This is a genomic window from Desulfobaccales bacterium (assembly GCA_041648175.1).
Taxonomy (GTDB): Bacteria; Desulfobacterota; Desulfobaccia; order Desulfobaccales; family 0-14-0-80-60-11; genus 0-14-0-80-60-11.
Window position 1 is genome coordinate 51397 of record JBAZPO010000001.1, and the last position, 15912, is coordinate 67308.

At 56.3% G+C, this 15912-nt stretch carries 16 protein-coding genes; 5 read left to right on the forward strand and 11 right to left on the reverse strand.

From position 1 onward, the window contains the following. Positions 1 to 59: 59 nt before the first annotated feature. Positions 60 to 770 carry an HNH endonuclease gene (locus tag WC600_00230; protein MFA4901148.1) on the forward strand — a complete coding sequence of 237 codons (711 nt, stop codon included), beginning with the start codon at positions 60 to 62 and terminating at the stop codon, positions 768 to 770. A gap of 169 nt (positions 771 to 939) precedes the next feature. On the opposite strand, the gene WC600_00235 is transcribed toward WC600_00230, so the two are convergent. Then, positions 940 to 2013, reverse strand: a complete 1074-nt coding sequence (locus WC600_00235; protein ID MFA4901149.1) for a sensor domain-containing diguanylate cyclase — start codon at positions 2011 to 2013, stop codon at positions 940 to 942. A gap of 417 nt (positions 2014 to 2430) precedes the next feature. On the opposite strand from WC600_00235, the gene WC600_00240 reads away from it, so the two are divergent. Together WC600_00240 and nadC are read left to right on the forward strand one after the other, a co-directional pair. Then, positions 2431 to 2625: a hypothetical protein gene (locus tag WC600_00240; GenBank protein ID MFA4901150.1), complete on the forward strand. Its 195-nt coding sequence runs from the start codon at positions 2431 to 2433 to the stop codon at positions 2623 to 2625. A gap of 105 nt (positions 2626 to 2730) precedes the next feature. Beyond that, complete coding sequence (gene nadC, locus WC600_00245) at positions 2731 to 3570, forward strand: carboxylating nicotinate-nucleotide diphosphorylase (GenBank protein MFA4901151.1); 840 nt, start codon at positions 2731 to 2733, stop codon at positions 3568 to 3570. Between the two features lie 50 nt (positions 3571 to 3620). On the opposite strand, the gene proC is transcribed toward nadC, so the two are convergent. Then, positions 3621 to 4448 carry a pyrroline-5-carboxylate reductase gene (gene proC / locus WC600_00250; protein MFA4901152.1) on the reverse strand — a complete coding sequence of 276 codons (828 nt, stop codon included), beginning with the start codon at positions 4446 to 4448 and terminating at the stop codon, positions 3621 to 3623. Positions 4449 to 4567: 119 nt separating this feature from the next. On the opposite strand from proC, the gene WC600_00255 reads away from it, so the two are divergent. Continuing rightward, positions 4568 to 5440: a metallophosphoesterase gene (locus tag WC600_00255; GenBank protein ID MFA4901153.1), complete on the forward strand. Its 873-nt coding sequence runs from the start codon at positions 4568 to 4570 to the stop codon at positions 5438 to 5440. Positions 5441 to 5444: 4 nt separating this feature from the next. Beyond that, a complete protein-coding gene (pdxA, locus tag WC600_00260; protein MFA4901154.1) occupies positions 5445 to 6476 on the forward strand; it encodes a 4-hydroxythreonine-4-phosphate dehydrogenase PdxA in 1032 nt (343 codons plus the stop codon). 713 nt (positions 6477 to 7189) lie between these two features. On the opposite strand, the gene WC600_00265 is transcribed toward pdxA, so the two are convergent. The 9 genes from WC600_00265 to WC600_00305 form a co-directional block, all read right to left on the reverse strand. Continuing rightward, positions 7190 to 7495, reverse strand: a complete 306-nt coding sequence (locus WC600_00265) for a HigA family addiction module antitoxin (GenBank protein ID MFA4901155.1) — start codon at positions 7493 to 7495, stop codon at positions 7190 to 7192. A gap of 1321 nt (positions 7496 to 8816) precedes the next feature. Further along, positions 8817 to 9572 carry a 2Fe-2S iron-sulfur cluster-binding protein gene (locus WC600_00270; GenBank protein ID MFA4901156.1) on the reverse strand — a complete coding sequence of 252 codons (756 nt, stop codon included), beginning with the start codon at positions 9570 to 9572 and terminating at the stop codon, positions 8817 to 8819. 5 nt (positions 9573 to 9577) lie between these two features. After that, positions 9578 to 11431, reverse strand: coding sequence for an NADH-quinone oxidoreductase subunit NuoF (locus tag WC600_00275; protein MFA4901157.1), 1854 nt, complete (start codon positions 11429 to 11431; stop codon positions 9578 to 9580). Positions 11432 to 11449: 18 nt separating this feature from the next. Beyond that, positions 11450 to 11902: an NAD(P)H-dependent oxidoreductase subunit E gene (locus tag WC600_00280; protein ID MFA4901158.1), complete on the reverse strand. Its 453-nt coding sequence runs from the start codon at positions 11900 to 11902 to the stop codon at positions 11450 to 11452. Further along, positions 11902 to 12897: a thiamine pyrophosphate-dependent enzyme gene (locus WC600_00285; protein ID MFA4901159.1), complete on the reverse strand. Its 996-nt coding sequence runs from the start codon at positions 12895 to 12897 to the stop codon at positions 11902 to 11904. Before WC600_00285 ends, WC600_00280 begins: the two co-directional genes overlap by 1 nt. Continuing rightward, the gene (porA, locus tag WC600_00290) at positions 12897 to 14081 is read right to left on the reverse strand and encodes a pyruvate ferredoxin oxidoreductase (GenBank protein ID MFA4901160.1); all 1185 of its coding nucleotides are present in this window, start codon (positions 14079 to 14081) and stop codon (positions 12897 to 12899) included. The genes WC600_00285 and porA overlap by 1 nt, the downstream gene beginning before the upstream one ends. Next, positions 14081 to 14371 carry a 4Fe-4S binding protein gene (locus tag WC600_00295; GenBank protein ID MFA4901161.1) on the reverse strand — a complete coding sequence of 97 codons (291 nt, stop codon included), beginning with the start codon at positions 14369 to 14371 and terminating at the stop codon, positions 14081 to 14083. The genes porA and WC600_00295 overlap by 1 nt, the downstream gene beginning before the upstream one ends. Beyond that, positions 14368 to 14925 carry a 2-oxoacid:acceptor oxidoreductase family protein gene (locus tag WC600_00300; GenBank protein MFA4901162.1) on the reverse strand — a complete coding sequence of 186 codons (558 nt, stop codon included), beginning with the start codon at positions 14923 to 14925 and terminating at the stop codon, positions 14368 to 14370. The genes WC600_00295 and WC600_00300 overlap by 4 nt, the downstream gene beginning before the upstream one ends. 360 nt (positions 14926 to 15285) lie before the next feature. Continuing rightward, positions 15286 to 15804, reverse strand: coding sequence for a transposase (locus WC600_00305; protein ID MFA4901163.1), 519 nt, complete (start codon positions 15802 to 15804; stop codon positions 15286 to 15288). Between the last annotated feature and the right edge of the window lie 108 nt (positions 15805 to 15912).

Sequence of the window (15912 nt, forward strand, 5' to 3'; positions counted from 1 at the left end):
TCCTCCAAACCCCTACACAACCCGCATAAGGGGAAGCCGGGACCTTCAGCCCGTGTAACATGGGTGCTTTTCAAATGTTCCAACCAGGTGATGTAATTTCTTATTTGGAAATGTGCCGAAAGGAAGACGTAAATCTCCAAAGAGGTATGAACTTCCATTTAAGGGGCGGCTTGAGCGTAATCCTGATGAGTTTAAGGACAGGTGCCCCTTATGCAGATCGTATAGAAGAAAATGGAAACATCTTGATTTACGAAGGGCACGATATTCCATCCTTTAGGGACGGTCCGAAACCAAAATCAGTGGATCAACCCAAAAGAAACCCTGGCGGCGGTTTAACCCAGAACGGCCTTTTTTACGAAGCAGCTCAAAGACATAAGAAGCAGGGAGTTCAAGCAGAACTTGTTAAAGTATATGAAAAGATCAAACCTGGCATCTGGGTTTATAATGGGGGCTTTAAATTAACCGATGCCTGGCAAGAGACAAGCAATAATCGACAGGTATTCAAATTCAAACTAGAATTGGCTGATGAAGATTTTGTCTCGAACATTACCGATCTTAAGGACATCGACCATAATCGGCTAATTCCTACATCGGTAAAGTTGGAAGTCTGGAAGCGAGATAAAGGAAGATGTGTCAAATGTGGCAGTCAAGATAATTTGCATTTCGACCATATCATTCCTTACTCCAAGGGCGGGTCTTCGCTGGTAGCAGAAAATATTCAAATCCTTTGCGCTCGGCATAACATAGCAAAAAAAGACAATATTGAATAATATCAGGTAGGTATAGAGACTCGTTGACCTCCCACGGCAATTCAATGGCAAAAATTCTGGGATGTGGATAGAGGGGTAATGGCAGGTCGCAATTAATAGGCCAGATAGGCGCCCGGCCCAGTCGCTCCAACAACACCCCCCGGTAGCACAGGCGTCCCGCCTGTGATCCTTACTCTTTCACCGGCGCCAAATCCCGGCCCAGCATGATGCGGTCCCGGCCCTGTCCCTTACTACCGAACAGAGCCCGGTCGGCGATAACAAGCAACGTCTCCCGGTCTTGGGCGTCGTCCGGCAGGGTGGCAATGCCGTAACTGGCTGTGACCCTGATGCCGAGTCCCTCATCCTGCAGAAAAGCCGTATTGTTGAGTGTGTGGCGTAGCCGATGGGTGATCTCCAAAGCCTCCGGCTGGGAGCGTCGAGGCAGGAGAATGATAAACTCATCCCCGCCGTACCGCACCAGGCTGTCGTCCGGTCCCAACTCCTTGTGCAACACCCAGGCGATCTCCGACAGAATCTTGGTTCCCCGCAGATGTCCGTGCTCATCCACCACAGTCTTAAAATTGTCCAAGTCCAGGAAGACCAAAGAGAAATGCTCCTTCTGGTCTTGGAGTTGGGGAATGAGGTGGTCCATCTTTTGGATAAGATAGCGGGTGTTATAAAAGCCCGTGACCTCGTCGATATAGGTGCGTGTTTTGAGCTTCTGCAGATTGTGCACGTTATCCACGGCAATGGCTACGTAGTCCGCCAGGATAGTGAGGTGGTGCAGGTATTTTTCCCGGAAAAATCTCTCGTCTTCCACATTGATCACTTCAAAGACGCCAATCACTTCTCCCCGCACGACCAGAGGCTGGGCGATGATGGACCGGGTGTCGAAGCCGGTCAGGGAGTCCACCCGATCGCAAAACCGGGGATCCCGGTTGACGTCCGGGATGAAGATCGGTTGCCCCGTTTGGACCACGGCTCCGGCGATCCCCTCTCCCGGCTTCAGGCGGATATGCTTCACCGCATCGGGGGCTACGCCCACCACCACCGCAAAGTAAAGCTCCCCGGTCTTGGGATCGATGAGGAGCAACGACCAATTCTTTGCGGGGATGATAGCATTGATGCGCTCCAGCACTGCGGTGAGGAGGGTCTCCATGTCATAGACGCTGGCCAGAACCTTGGAGAATTCGATGCAGGCCATCAGACGCTCCACCTGCCCGGTATCTGAATGTGTATGGCTGAAACCCCCTCCCTGGTCCATATGCAGTGCTCCCTATAATTCTATCATGCGTTATATTAAATTAATTTTTAATTGTTTTATAAAGCTTTGTCCAGTAATTCTTTATAATTATATCTAGTTGCACTACCACCACATCATGTTAAAGGAAGACCCTTAGTTTGTCCTGCCTTTAAGCTTAAACCGCCCCGGCTCAAAGGCCCCTGTCTTTAGTTCGAGGCGGGGGCGGGATCAAAAAATTTGTTCATAGCAAAAATGATGACACAGATAAGAGAATGTTCAAAAACCAAAATCCCCACGGGAATCAGGGTCCGAGACATACAGTTTGCCATTATCTTCTTATGGATATAAGATTTTGGGGAAAAATCCTGGAATAGACTATCATCTATTTGAGGGTCTGGCAGATTAATCTCTGCGGTGGCATCCTATGAGAACTGGAAAATGATAAACGACACTATCCCCATCTGCCCTCTCCCCGGTATAGGCCCCTGCGTCCGGGAACGCTGCAATTTCTGGGATGAAGACCATCAGGAATGCACCAGCGACTGCTTCGCTACCTATGATCCCATCGACGTCACCTCCAAACCCGAGCTTGACGCGCCGTGCGTTATCTCGTTTTGTGAGGATGATGACTGATCTGGACATATATGATGGTACAAAACCACGCGGGATTCGCCTTTGCTAATTAGCCCGGAACAACGCTGACGGTAAAGCCATTAAAATTTTAATGGGATGCTAACTATGATGTTTTCGCCTCACCTTGACCGCCTCATCGACCTGGCCCTGGAAGAAGATTTGGGCCCCGGAGATGTCACCACCCTGGCCCTCGTGCCCTTGGAATTAATGGGCGAAGCCCATATCCGGGCCAAGGAAACTCTGGTGGTCGCTGGCCTCCCGGTCGCCGCCCAAGTTTTTCGTAAGCTGGATGCGACGCTGGTATTCGAACCTATAATAGCTGACGGTCAGGAAGTGTCCAAAGGGACGGTCCTGGCCCGCCTCACCGGCCCCGTGGCCACGATCCTCACCGGCGAGCGGGTGGCCCTCAATTTTCTCCAGCGCCTCTCGGGCATCGCCACTTTCACCCGGAACATGGTGGCCCAGGTAACCGGTGCCTGTCTGGTGGACACCCGCAAGACCACCCCGGGCTGGCGCGTCCTTGAGAAATTCGCCGTGCGCCTGGGCGGCGGCCATAACCATCGCTTCGGCCTCTATGACGGCGTGCTCATTAAAAACAACCACTTAACCGCGGTAGGCTCCATCAGTGCGGCAGTCCGTCAAGCCCGGGAGCGGGCCCATCACCTGCTCAAGATCGAAGTGGAAGTGACCGACCTGGAGGGGCTTAAAGAAGCCTTGGACGCGGGCGCCGACCTCATCTTGCTGGACAACATGGACGACGCCACCCTTCAACAAGCCGTGGAACTGACCCGAGGCCGAGCAATTCTTGAAGCCTCCGGTTCCATGACCAAAGACCGCCTACCGCACGTGGCGGCTACCGGGGTTAACTTTATCTCCATGGGCGCTCTCACCCACAGCGCCCCTGCCGTGGATGTTCACCTGCGGCTGATTAAGACCTGGCGTTAGGTTTTTGGAAGATGGGGCAAAGGGGACCCGCGCTTTCCCCCTCGCCTCAATTATCCTTTCCCCAGCTCCTTCGACCGGGCCGCGGCGGCGCTTACCGCGTCCATGATCAAACCCCGGAAGCCACCCGATTCCAGGGCGTGGAGTCCGGCGATGGTGGTACCTCCCGGGGAGGTCACCATGTCCTTGAGTTTAGCGGGGTGAAGGTCTTCTTCCAGGCAGAGTTTTGCCGTCCCCAGGACGGTCTGCACCGCCATGGTGTGGGCCAGAGGCCGGGGCAGACCCATCTTCACGCCGCCGTCCGCCAGGGCCTCGATGAAGATAGCCACGAAGGCCGGGCCGCTGCCGCTTAAGCCCGTGACCGCGTCCATGAGTCTTTCTTCTACCACTACGGCCTGCCCCATAGCCTGGAAGAGCTCCAGAGCCAGGGCTAGATCGTCCGGGGTCGCGCGGCTCCCCGGGGCCAGGGCTGCCATCCCCGCGCTCACCAGAGTGGGGGTATTGGGCATGACTCTAATTACCCGGGATTCAGGAAAAGTTTCTTCCAGGACTTTCAGGGGGACTCCCGCAGCAATGGAAATGATGAGATGCCAGGGCCGGGCAAATTCTTTGACTCCGGCCAAAACGGCAGGCAATATTTGAGGCTTGACCGCCAGGACCACCACCGGCGAGTGCATCACTTCAGCGTTATCCAGGGCAGCCTCCACCCCCAGCCCAGCCATCTGGGCCTGGCGGCCCGGGTCCGGATCGTAGCAGATCAGATTCTCCGGGGCCACGCGGCCGCCCCCCACCAGCCCCTGAATGATAGCCCCGCCCATGTTGCCAACGCCGATAAAACCAAGTTTTATTTCCGCCAACCACCCTTTATCCGGTTCTGTCATTGACACGGACCTCAACTCTCGTCATATTTTTAGGTAATGTTTATTGTGCCATACTACCCTTGAAGATTACATGAAAAAAAGTCAAAACCTGGCCAAGACCGACGACTAAGGACAACTTGATGAACCTTCGTAAGGGACGCCTGGAGAAACTACCCGCTTTCACTTTCGCGTTGGTTATCCTGTTGCTTCTGGCCTGGGTGGGTGCAGGGCTAGGGGCCGATGCTGGATTGCCCGCTCAAGATTGGAACCTGAGCAATCTAAAACGGATCCAGGTTCCTCCAGGCGACAGCCTGACTTTCGCGGTCCTGGGAGACAACCGCGGCAATCCCCCGGTCTTTCAACAAATTCTCCAACGGATGAACCGCGATCCGAGCCTGGCCTTCGCCATCGATCTGGGCGACCTGGTAGAGACCGGAACCGTGGACAACTTTCGCAATTTTCTGGACCAGGTCCGCCAAAACCTGCGCCTGCCCCTCCTCACGGTGCTGGGCAACCACGACTTGGAAAAAGAACATGGCGCCCGCCTTTACCGGCGGATCTTCGGACCTGATCACTATGCCTTTCAGATCAAAGACAACTATTTCATCGTCGTCAATGACGCAGAGAAAACCGGATTAGGCGAAGCGCAATGGCGCTGGCTGGAAAGTGAACTCAAAAAATCCCAGGGCTATAAAACCCGCCTGGTATTTCTCCATATCCCCCTCTTTGACCCCCGGGGAGGCGAGAATCACCACGCCCTATCGGAGAATACCGGACGCCGGCTGGCTGCCCTGTTTCGGCGCTATCACGTCACTCACGTCTTTGCGGGTCATATTCACAGCTACTTTGCGGGCAATTGGGACGGTGTCCCATATACCATAACCGCCGGGGCCGGAGCGCCGTTATATGGCACCGATCCCCAGCATTACTTCTATCACTACCTCAAGGTCACCCTCAAGGATGATAAAGTCCACATTGAGGTGCAGCGCCTTGCCGGGAAAGGACCTTCATAACGCCATGACTGATTCGCTTGCAAGACCAATTCTGGCCCTGACCATGGGTGATCCGGTGGGAGTGGGGCCGGAAATCATCGTCAAGACCCTGGCTGACTCCGGGATTTACCAGGTATGCCGACCCCTCGTCATCGGCGACCTGCCCGCCTTGGAACGGGCCCGCCTGGCCCTTGACCCGGCCCTGAAAATCCACCTGGCAGACCGTCCGGGGGCTGGGCGCTTTCAGTCGGGGACCCTGGACCTCATGGCCCTGTCCCAACTGAAGCCTCACGACCTGGAATATGGACGCCCCACCCCGGCTTCCGGCAAGGCCATGGTGGGTTATTTCCTCACTGCCATTGATCTGGCGATGGCGCAAAAAGTGTCCGGCCTGGTCACCGCGCCCATCAGCAAGATTTCCATGAAGCTGTCGGGCTACGACTATCCGGGCCACACCGAACTTTTGGCGGAGAAAACCCAGACCCCCGAGTTTGCCATGATGCTGGCCGGGGGCGAATTTCGGGTGGTCCTGGCCACCATACATTGCGCCTTGTCCCAGGTCCCCAAGCGGATCACCCAGGAGGGCCTGGTGCGGCTCTTCCACCTCACTTCCCGGGCACTGGACCGTGACTTTGGGCTCGCGGGTGTACCCCTGGGGGTGGCGGCCCTCAATCCCCACGCCAGCGAAGAAGGCATGTTCGGCCATGAAGAAACGGAGATCATCATCCCCGCGGTCAAAGAGGCCCAGGCCGCAGGCCTGGCCGTGGAAGGCCCCTTCCCCGCGGACACCCTGTTCTGGCGCCACTACCAGGGAGAGTTCGCCGCTATCATCTGCATGTACCACGACCAAGGGCTTATCCCCCTTAAACTCCTGCACTTTATGGACGGAGTCAACGTCACCCTGGGGCTGCCCATCATCCGCACCAGCGTGGACCACGGCACCGCCTACAACCTGGCTGGCACCGGCTCCGCCTCCCCCGATTCCCTCAAAGCCGCCATCCTCATGGCTGCAGAGATGGCCAAGAGAAGATATGGGGGCAGAGAAAAACGGTTTTAAAATGGCTTTTAGTCCCTCAAAACAACCCCAAAAATCGCTGAAAATAGCCGGGCGCGGGCCGATTGTGGGGGCAACCCCGGCACATGTGCCGGGACATTGCCGAGGTACCCTCGCCATATACCCGGTCTAAACCCGCGTGCAAGCGCGTTCCGGTCGAGGCGGTCCCAAGGGTGTCACACGCTTGTCCCGCGCCTGTCCCGGGGTAAAAATCCGGCTTTCGTAATATTTAGTCTTTAATATCGATAAATTAATGATGGGCTGGCGTCCTCGTGCCGGGACACGGCACAGGTGGGGTGGCTTTCGTCTGCCGATTTTCCTAAGGCTGGCAAGCATTGAACCGCTTTTATCCCGGCAAGGCATGGAGACAGCATAAACTCAGAACTGCGACGGCATCCAGAAATGATGAGAAAGGTGACAGGCTTTTTTTCTCAAGTGCGGACATGATCAGGGTTGCAACTATAGCGTTTGCCATAAATTTATGCCGCTGGCAGATTTTTAAATCCCCCTAAATCCCCCTTTTTCAAAGGGGGACTTTATAAGTAATTCCTTATAGTTCCCCCCTTTACCAAAGGGGGGTTAGGGGGGATTTGAGGTGTTAAAGTATCTCCTAATTACGGAAAAAACTTTTGGCAAACGCTATATACCACAAATTTGTGCGGAATTGAGGTTTTGAAATAGCTTATAGTAAGTCCGTCCCTGCGACTTGTGGACCATTAAACCGCTTCCCGTTCCCGCACTTCCCGGATAACCCGCTCCACCAGGCGCGTTTCTTCGGCCATTCCCAGATCATAACGGGCTTGCAGATTGAGCCAAAACTGGGGGCTGGTGTGGAAATACCTGCCCAGGCGCAAGGCGGAATCCACCGTGATGGCCCGCTGGCCCCGGACAATTTCATTGATTCTCTGGGCTGGGACATTTAGATCGCGTCCCAGTTTGTTCTGGCTGATCCCCAGGGGCTTCAGGTATTCCTCTAAAAGAATTTCGCCGGGGTGCACCGGGGGCAATTTCTGGCTCGTCATAAGCTTTTCCTTAGTGATAGTCCACTAGTTCCACGTTATAGGCGTTGTTATCATGCCAGATGAAGCAAATCCTATTTATTATGTCAAAGATGTCATGTCAAGCATGATAAAATCTAATGGTATGTTTCATAATTAAGGTTACATCCTCGAAGGCAAGTTTTTCCCTTCTTTCGTAAAGGGGGGCCGGGGAGATTTATATAAGCACTTGAAATCCCCCTAAATCCCAGCAGTGTCCGGTTTGGTTTTTGCAAATGAGGAAGTTCGTTGGGCGTAGTCCAACAGCTCAAAAATTCGCTGCGCACTTCCGGCTCCGAGAAGATTACTTCCCCCTCACCCTAACCCTCTCCCCCATTGGGGAGAGGGGAAAAAGTGGAACCGATTTAATGCCTTATGGTTACTAAAACGCCCCCCTCACCCCAGCCCTCTCCACCCGCTTCGGGTGGAGAGGGCTGGGGTGAGGGGGGCAGAACACCCTCATGCAATTTTCTAACCGGACACTGCTGCCTAATACCAAGTTGCGTCCATAGAAGTAAAAATAGCTTCGGTTTTGTAGGATCGTACCTGCATGTGCGGCGACCATGAGGGCGGACACATAGGTCCGCCCCTACAAAAACAAAATTACCTGTATGAGCGCAACTTGGTATTAACTCAGCCAAGTCCAGCGTTCCGGACCTGAATTTATACTCATTGCCAAAAGAGCTTCTTGCAAAATTGCCGGACATTATGGAATCGCAGAATTCAGCCTATATGAGCACAGGCTGGAAAGCCTGTGCTACCGGCGATTTTTAAATACCCCTATAAGGTTTCCACTGTAAGAAGATTATTATTGCGAGAGGCTCTTTTGGCAAATGCTATATGTGCAGGTAATTCTGAAACAGACCACTGGCAAACATACAAAAAGGGGCACGGCTCGCCATGTCCCTGACTTAAGCGGGGTTTGGGTGGGGGTTTGGGGGAGGCCGGGGGCATCACTTATACCGAGTTGCATTCAAAGAGCAATGTTTGGTAGCCGCAGGCTTGAGCCTGCGCCTGCACAGGCGAGACGCCTGTGCTACCGTTTGAATGCGAAATGGTATTACAAAAAATGCCTCCGGCCCTGCCCGATAAAGAAGGCGGGCACTGAGGCCCGCCCCTTTATCAACGAAGGAAGGGGCGGGTTTTAAACCCGCCCCTACGATTATACTCATTGCCAAAAGTTTTTTCTTATTAACCTCTCACCCTACCCTCTCCCACAAGGGGAGAGGAGAATTAGAGGAAAAAACTTTTGGCAAACGCTATAAACCCGCCCCTACGATTAGTCATCATGAATGTCGGCGCCCGACTATCGGCAATCCCTGCACGTATAGAAACTTTCCACCGGGTCGCCGGTGAGTTTGGCCCAGTGTTCCAGTTGGGCCTTGGGTGCGATATAATTGCCGCATTTGGCGCACGGCTGGAGTTCAAAGTTTCGACCCCAGATGGTGCGGATGCCGTCTTTTTCGGTGTAAGGTATGACGTTGGTGGGGCAGATGAAGGCACAGGAGCCGCAGCCGATACAGGCGGCGGATTGCTCCAGGAAGGGCGTGGCCACCTGCTTGTCGGGGCTACGTCCTTTCATGCTAATGGCGCTCACCCCCACGATGTCCCGACAGGCCCTGACGCACAAGCCGCAGAGAATGCAGAGCTCCTCGGGGTCATCGGTCTTGAAGCGGGACTCGTGCACCCCGTGGTCAGCGGCCAGGTCCTTGATCACCTTGGCGTTGGGGCAGCGGGCCAAGAGCAGCTCCAGGACCATGGCCCGGGCCTGCAACACCCGTTCCGAATGGGTCTGGACCACCAAGCCGCCCTCAGTGGGGTAGGTGCAGGAATTAACGATGCGGGTGCGGGGCCACTCGCCGATTTCCACCACGCAGAGGCGGCATTGCCCTTCCGACGGCAGATCGGAGTGATGACAGAGGGTGGGGATGTCGATGCCCTGCTGCCTGAGCGTCACCAGCAGGCTTTGATCCTGGGGGGCCTGCGCGCTGAAGCCATTAATGGTGAGGCGCACTTCTCCGGCCATGGTGTCGAAGATTTCATCAGTGATTTTCCAGACCATTACCTTTACTCCACCTTCACGGCGTCAAACTGGCAGGCCTCATAGCACAAGCCGCACTTGACGCAAAGTTCTTGATCGAGTTCCTGGGCTTCTTTCTTTAGGCCGGAGATGGCTCCCACCGGGCATTCCCGGACACAGGCCAGACAGCCGGTGCAGGTCTCCGGGTCGATGGTGTATTTCAGGAGAGGCCGGCAAACCAGAGCATGGCACTTCTTATCCCGGATGTGGGCTTCGTATTCTTCCCGGAAGTACTTGATGGTGCTTCGAACCGGATTAACGGCGCTTTGACCCAGGCCGCAGATGGAGGCCGAGGCCATGGTGGCGCACAACTCTTCCATGAGATCCAGGTGCGCCATCTCCCCCCGGCCGGCAATGATTTCGTCCAGGAAGAAGAGCAGGTGTTTCAACCCTTCCCGGCAAGGGGTGCACTTGCCGCAGGACTCTTCATAAAGAAAGGAGATGAAGTAGCGGGCCACGTCCACCATGCAGGAGGTGTCGTCCATGACGATCATGCCGCCGGAACCCATGATGGAGCCTACCGATTGTAGACTGTCGTAGTCCACGGGCAGGTCGAGGAATTGGGAGGGAATGCAGCCGCCGGAGGGGCCGCCGGTCTGCACCGCCTTGAATTCCCGGCCGGGGCGCAAGCCGCCGCCCAGATCATAAATGATATGCTTCAAGCTGGTGCCCATGGGCACTTCCACCAGGCCGGTTTGGTTCACCGCCCCCACCAGGGAAAAGACCTTGGTGCCCTTGCTCTTTTCAGTGCCGATCCCTGCGAACCAATCAGCCCCCATGTTGATGATTTCGGGGATGTTGGCCCAGGTCTCCACGTTATTGATGATCGTAGGCTGGCCGAAGAGGCCGTGCTGGGCCGGGTAAGGCGGCCGGGGAGAGGGCTCGCCGATGAAGCCTCCCATGGAGGCGATCAAGGCGGTCTCTTCGCCGCAGACAAAGGCCCCGGCGCCCCGGCTGATTTTGATGTCGAAGCCGAAGCCGGAGCGGAAGATATTGGGCCCCAAGAATCCTACCTCCCGGGCCTGATCGATGGCCCGGGCCAGGCGTTTCACCGCCAGGGGATATTCATGGCGCACGTAGATGTAGCCCTTACTAGCCCCGATGGCGTAGCCGCCGATGATCATCCCTTCCAGGATGGCATGGGGGTCGCCCTCCATCACCGCCCGGTCCATGAAAGCCCCGGGGTCGCCTTCGTCGCCGTTGCAGATGATGAACTTCACCTCTTCCAGCTCGTCAGCGCAGATGCGCCATTTGCGGCCGGTGGGGAAGCCGCCGCCGCCCCGGCCCCGCAAGCCGGATTTGGTAACCGCATCGATGACATCGTCCGGAGACATCTCACCCAGAACCTTTCGCAGGCCCCGGTACCCCCCCAGGGCCAGGTAGTCGTCCAGGCTCTCGGGATCTATAATGTCCAGCTTCCGCAAGACTACGGGCTGCTGGCCCTTATAAAAGGGGATATCGGCCTTGCAGGCCAACCGGTTGTGGGTCTCCGGGTCTTCATAGACCAGGCGCTCCACTACCTGGCCGTTTTTCAGGGTGGCCTCCACGATCTCCGGCACGTCCTCGGGAGTTACGTGCTGATAGGCGATCTCCTGGGGTCGCAGCAACACCTTTACAGCCCGGGCGCAGAGCCCCTGGCAGCCGCATTCTTTCAAGGCTACCTTGCCTTCCAAACCGTTTTTCTGGAGTTCTTCCCGAAAGGCTGCGGCCACCTCATCGCTGCCCATGGGCAGGCAGCCGGGGCCGGCGCAGACCAGCACCTGGGGCTGCTTGGGGTCCAGGCGGGCCATCAACTGGCGGCGATATTCCCGCAGATGGTCTACGGATTCAAATCTAGGCATGGCTTTATCTCTGTCATCTTATTTATAAAGTTTCAAGATCTTGGGCACCTTGTCCACCGAGGACCGCCCAAAATACTTGTCGTCAACCATCATGACCGGGGCCTGGGCGCAGGAACCCAGACAACCCACCGTCTCCAGGGAGAACTGCATGTCCTTAGTGGTGTAGCCCGGCTCGATTCCCAGCTTGTTGCTCAGAGATTCCACCAAGCGGGCGCCGCCCCTCAGGTGACAGGTGGTGCCCAGGCAGACCTTAACCTGGTGGCGCCCTTTGGGAACCAAGGAGAACATCTTGAAAAAGGTGGCCACGCTGAAGATCTGCGTCAGAGGCACGTTCAGCCTGCTGGAGACTTCCTGCAACTCGTCCTTGGGCAGATAGCTGTAAGAATCCTGGATGTCCTGCAGAACGGGGATCAGGTCCCAGGGGTCGCAATCGTAACGGGTTAGTATGGAGTCGAGGCGTTGGGCGTCCATTATTCTTGACCTTCTTCAGGAGGAGAAATCACCGGAAACTCAGGATAGGCGGCGCCGCATTTGTCCAGCAGCAGATTATACTGAGCCTGGGTGTACCTCTGGATAAAATCCAGTTCTTTGCCCCTGAGGTGCCGGAAGCGCCCCTGGGGCTTCATGTAGTCGATAACCGGCCGGAGCTTGGGGACCTCCACGGTCTGGCGATAACGGCCGTTTTCCACTTCAAAGAGGGGAAAAACCCCGGTCTCCACCGCCAGGCGTCCCAGGCGGACGCTGAGGTCCGTGGCGGAGCGCCAGCCCGTGGGGCAGACGGAGAGCACGTGGACGTAGGCCGGGCCCGGCGTCTCGATGGCTTTGCGGATCTTGAAGTAGAGGTCGAAGAGGTAGCTCGGGTTGGCTGTGGCCACATAGGGAATGCCGTGGGCCACGGCGATGGCCACCATGTTCTTCTTCTGGGTGTGCTGACCGATGCTCAACTTCCCCGGAGGAGAGGTGGTGGTCATGGCCCCATAGGGGGTGGAACTGGAGCGCTGGATGCCGGTGTTCATATAGGCTTCGTTGTCCCAGCAGACATAAGTGAAGTTGTGGCCCCGCTCCAGGGCGCCGGAGAGGGACTGAAGACCGATGTCAGTGGTGCCGCCGTCCCCTCCCATGGCCACCACCGCCGGCATCTTGCCTTTGAGTTTACCCTTGCGGTTCAGGACTTTTAATGCGGCTTCGATGCCCGAAGCCACCGCCGAGGTGTTTTCAAAGGCCACGTGGATCCAGGGATGCATCCAGGCGGTCTGGGGCATGCCCGAGGAGACGATTTCCATGCAGCCGGTGGCATGAGCGATGATCGCTTCTTCACCGATGGCTTTGCAAACCCATCGCACCGCCAACGCTTCGCCGCAACCCTGACAGGACCGGTGGCCCGAGGTGAAAAACTCCTTCCGGGGCATCAGCCTGGAGGCATAGGTATCGAATTTCTGGCTCTGGGCGTATCCGAATTTTTCCATTAGCTTCGCACCCCAAACAGGAAGTATTCTTCACTCGGGCCGGTGGCGGCTTCCGCCTGGGCCAGGCGCACGATCTCTCTAAAGGCTTCGGGTTGGACATCCCGACCCCCCAGTCCCACGGTATACCCGATTACCGCGGGCTTCTTCGCCAGGGGATAGAGGGCGCTGCGCACTTCGGCCAGCACCGGCCCCGCGGCCCCGCCCAGGGACAAGGCCCGGTCGCAGACAATAACCAGCTCGGCATCGGCCAGCGCCTCCCTGAGATCATTAAAGGGGAAGGGACGCCATAACCTGGGCTTCACCAAGCCCACGGATTCTCCGGCTTCCCGCATTTCGTCCACCGCCACTTCCGCCACCTGCGCCAGGGAACCCATCATCAACAGAAGCGTTTTGGCCCCCTCAGTGCGGTATTGTTCCACGGGCCGGTAGGTCCGGCCGGTAATCTTGCTCCATTCGTCCCAGACCTTGAGGATGTGTTCGTAGGAGTTCACCAGGGCTTGCTGGTGCGCCATCTTCACCTCGGTATAGAGCTCCGGCATGGCAAAGGCGCCCATGGTCACCGGGTGCTTGGGGTCCAGGAAGAAGCGGGGATGATAATCCGGCAGGAACTTATCCACCGTCTCCTGGTCCAGCATCTCCAGGGCCTCCACCACGTGGGTGAGGATGAAGCCGTCCATGTTAATGATGGTGGGCAGGATCACCCGATGGTCTTCGGCAATCTTGAAGGCCATGACGCTGTGGTCAAAGGCTTCCTGGCCGTTCTCCACGAACACCTGGATCCAGCCGATATCCCGGGCTGCCATGATGTCGCCGTGGTCGTTCCAGATGGACAGCGGGCCGGACAGGGCCCGGTTGGCCACAGTCATGACAATGGGCAGGCGCATGGCCGAAGCGATGAACAGGATTTCGTTCATCAGAGCCAGCCCCTGGGAACTAGTGGCGGTATAGGTGCGGGCTCCGGCCGCGGACATGCCGATGCAGGCGCTCATGGCCGAGTGCTCCGACTCCACGTTGACGAATTCCGCCTCCAAGTCGCCGTTGGCCACCATGGAGGACAGGTGCTCCACGATGTGGGTCTGGGGCGTGATGGGATAGGCGGCGATGGCCTCGGCCCGGGCCAGTTGCACCGCATGACTGACGGCAATGGAGACTTCCATGCCTACTCGATGGCCCTTGACTACCATTATTCTTCCTCCGGGACCATGCTGATACAGCCGGTAACACACTCTTTGGCGCAGATGCCGCAACCCTTACAGTATTTATTCATATCGAAGTAACCATCCGGTTCCTCGGAGATGCCGGCTTCGGGACATACGGTCCAACAGATGCCGCACTTGATGCAGCGTGTTTTGGTCCACACCGGGTGCTGGGAGCGCCAGTCGCCGGTGTTATAGTTCCGGGCCGAGCCCGGCTCGGTCAGTACACCGCCGACCTCGATCTCTTGCCAGGTGACCTGATCCCATGCTTTGCTCACGGCCGTCGCTCCTCAATGGTGGTCTGTTCATAAGCCACTTTCAGGGCATTGAAATTTTTGACCGCCAGGGGGCCGAAGCGCTCCTTAAGGGGTTGCTCAATGGCCTCCACGGCCACCACCCCGGTGGCCTTGAGCAGCGCCCCGATCATGGTGGTGTTGACGATGGGCACCCCCAAGACTTCCCGGGCGATCTTATTGGCGTCCACCAAGACCAGGGTGTGCTTGTAGCCGTACTCCTGACGAATCTCCGCTGCGGTCTTGGCGGTGTTCAAGACAATGATGCCTTGGTCTTTCAGGTCCGCCGGAGGGTTCTGGATCCGCAGCAGGGAGGGATCCAGGACCACTACCACATCGGGCTTGAGGATCTTGCAGCGCAGCTTGAGGGGTTTGTCGTCCACCCGGCAGAAGGCCAGCACTGGGGCGCCCCGGCGCTCCGGGCCGAAGCTGGGGAAACCCTGGGCGAACTTCCCTTCCCCAATGGCCGCCAGGGCCAGCAGTTCCACCGAAGTTACCGCGCCCTGGCCGCCGCGGCCATGAAAGCGGATTTCTATCATGGTTTTTTCCTATGTCAGCGAGAAGTTATTATAAGGAACGTTGCTTGTTCCTGCTTCCACAAAACCTGAATGGGCCTTATCTCCCGCATTGCCTCAAGCACTTTCCTAAGAGGCCAAGCCCCTGCGTCCCGTTGGCAAAACTACTTGATTATATAGCATTAGCAAACCGTTCGGGAAAGCCGGGAAATTCCCGATTCCTTTGTCAGAAATTTTCCTACACTTCAAAACCTTTTCCCTCGGGATTATTTTCACATATTTATGAAGAATATAAGACCGCCGCGGTGGATGTCCACCCTTATCAAAGTTGGGGAGAGAAAATGTCGAGTTCAGAAAGGGAGGGTTTTCCCGACACACAAGCCGCTAGGGGTATGTAGCACCGCCGAGGGCGGCGGTGCTACATACTTCGCCCTCAACCCATTCCCGCCACAGCCAAGGATAATCGTCTACCCCTGTAACCAAGCCTTTTCGCACTGGATTCTCGCAAAGATATTGCACCTTGCTGTGAATGCTCTCGTCGGAGCGAAGGACATGATCGAAAAATTCTCTTTGCCAAACATGCCCGCGGCGTCCCAGAATTTTATTGATAGTGTGGGCAGATGCTCCCTTGATGCCATTCATGATCTCAGCCAGCCCGAATGGGTTTCCTTTGTCATCAGTTAAGGCAGTAAATATCACGTGAACATGGTCCGGCATCACTACAACTCCATGCATCTTATATTTGATGCCATGATCATGCAGGCAATGCTTAAGAACCAGGTTCCTCACCGACTCTGGCAAGATCCAGCGATTATAGGAAACAAAGGTGACGAAAAGAGGTTTGTCCTCTCCTTGAAGATGGGGCAAAAAACGCCGATATTCGGACTTGGCAGGCTTTGCCATCGGGATAGCGCGGGGACCCGCCGAGGGCGGCGGCGCTACATTCAAATCTGTCCTGGGTCATAACCTTGCTCTTTGTCAATAAGTTACCCTACCAGAAGATGTAGCACC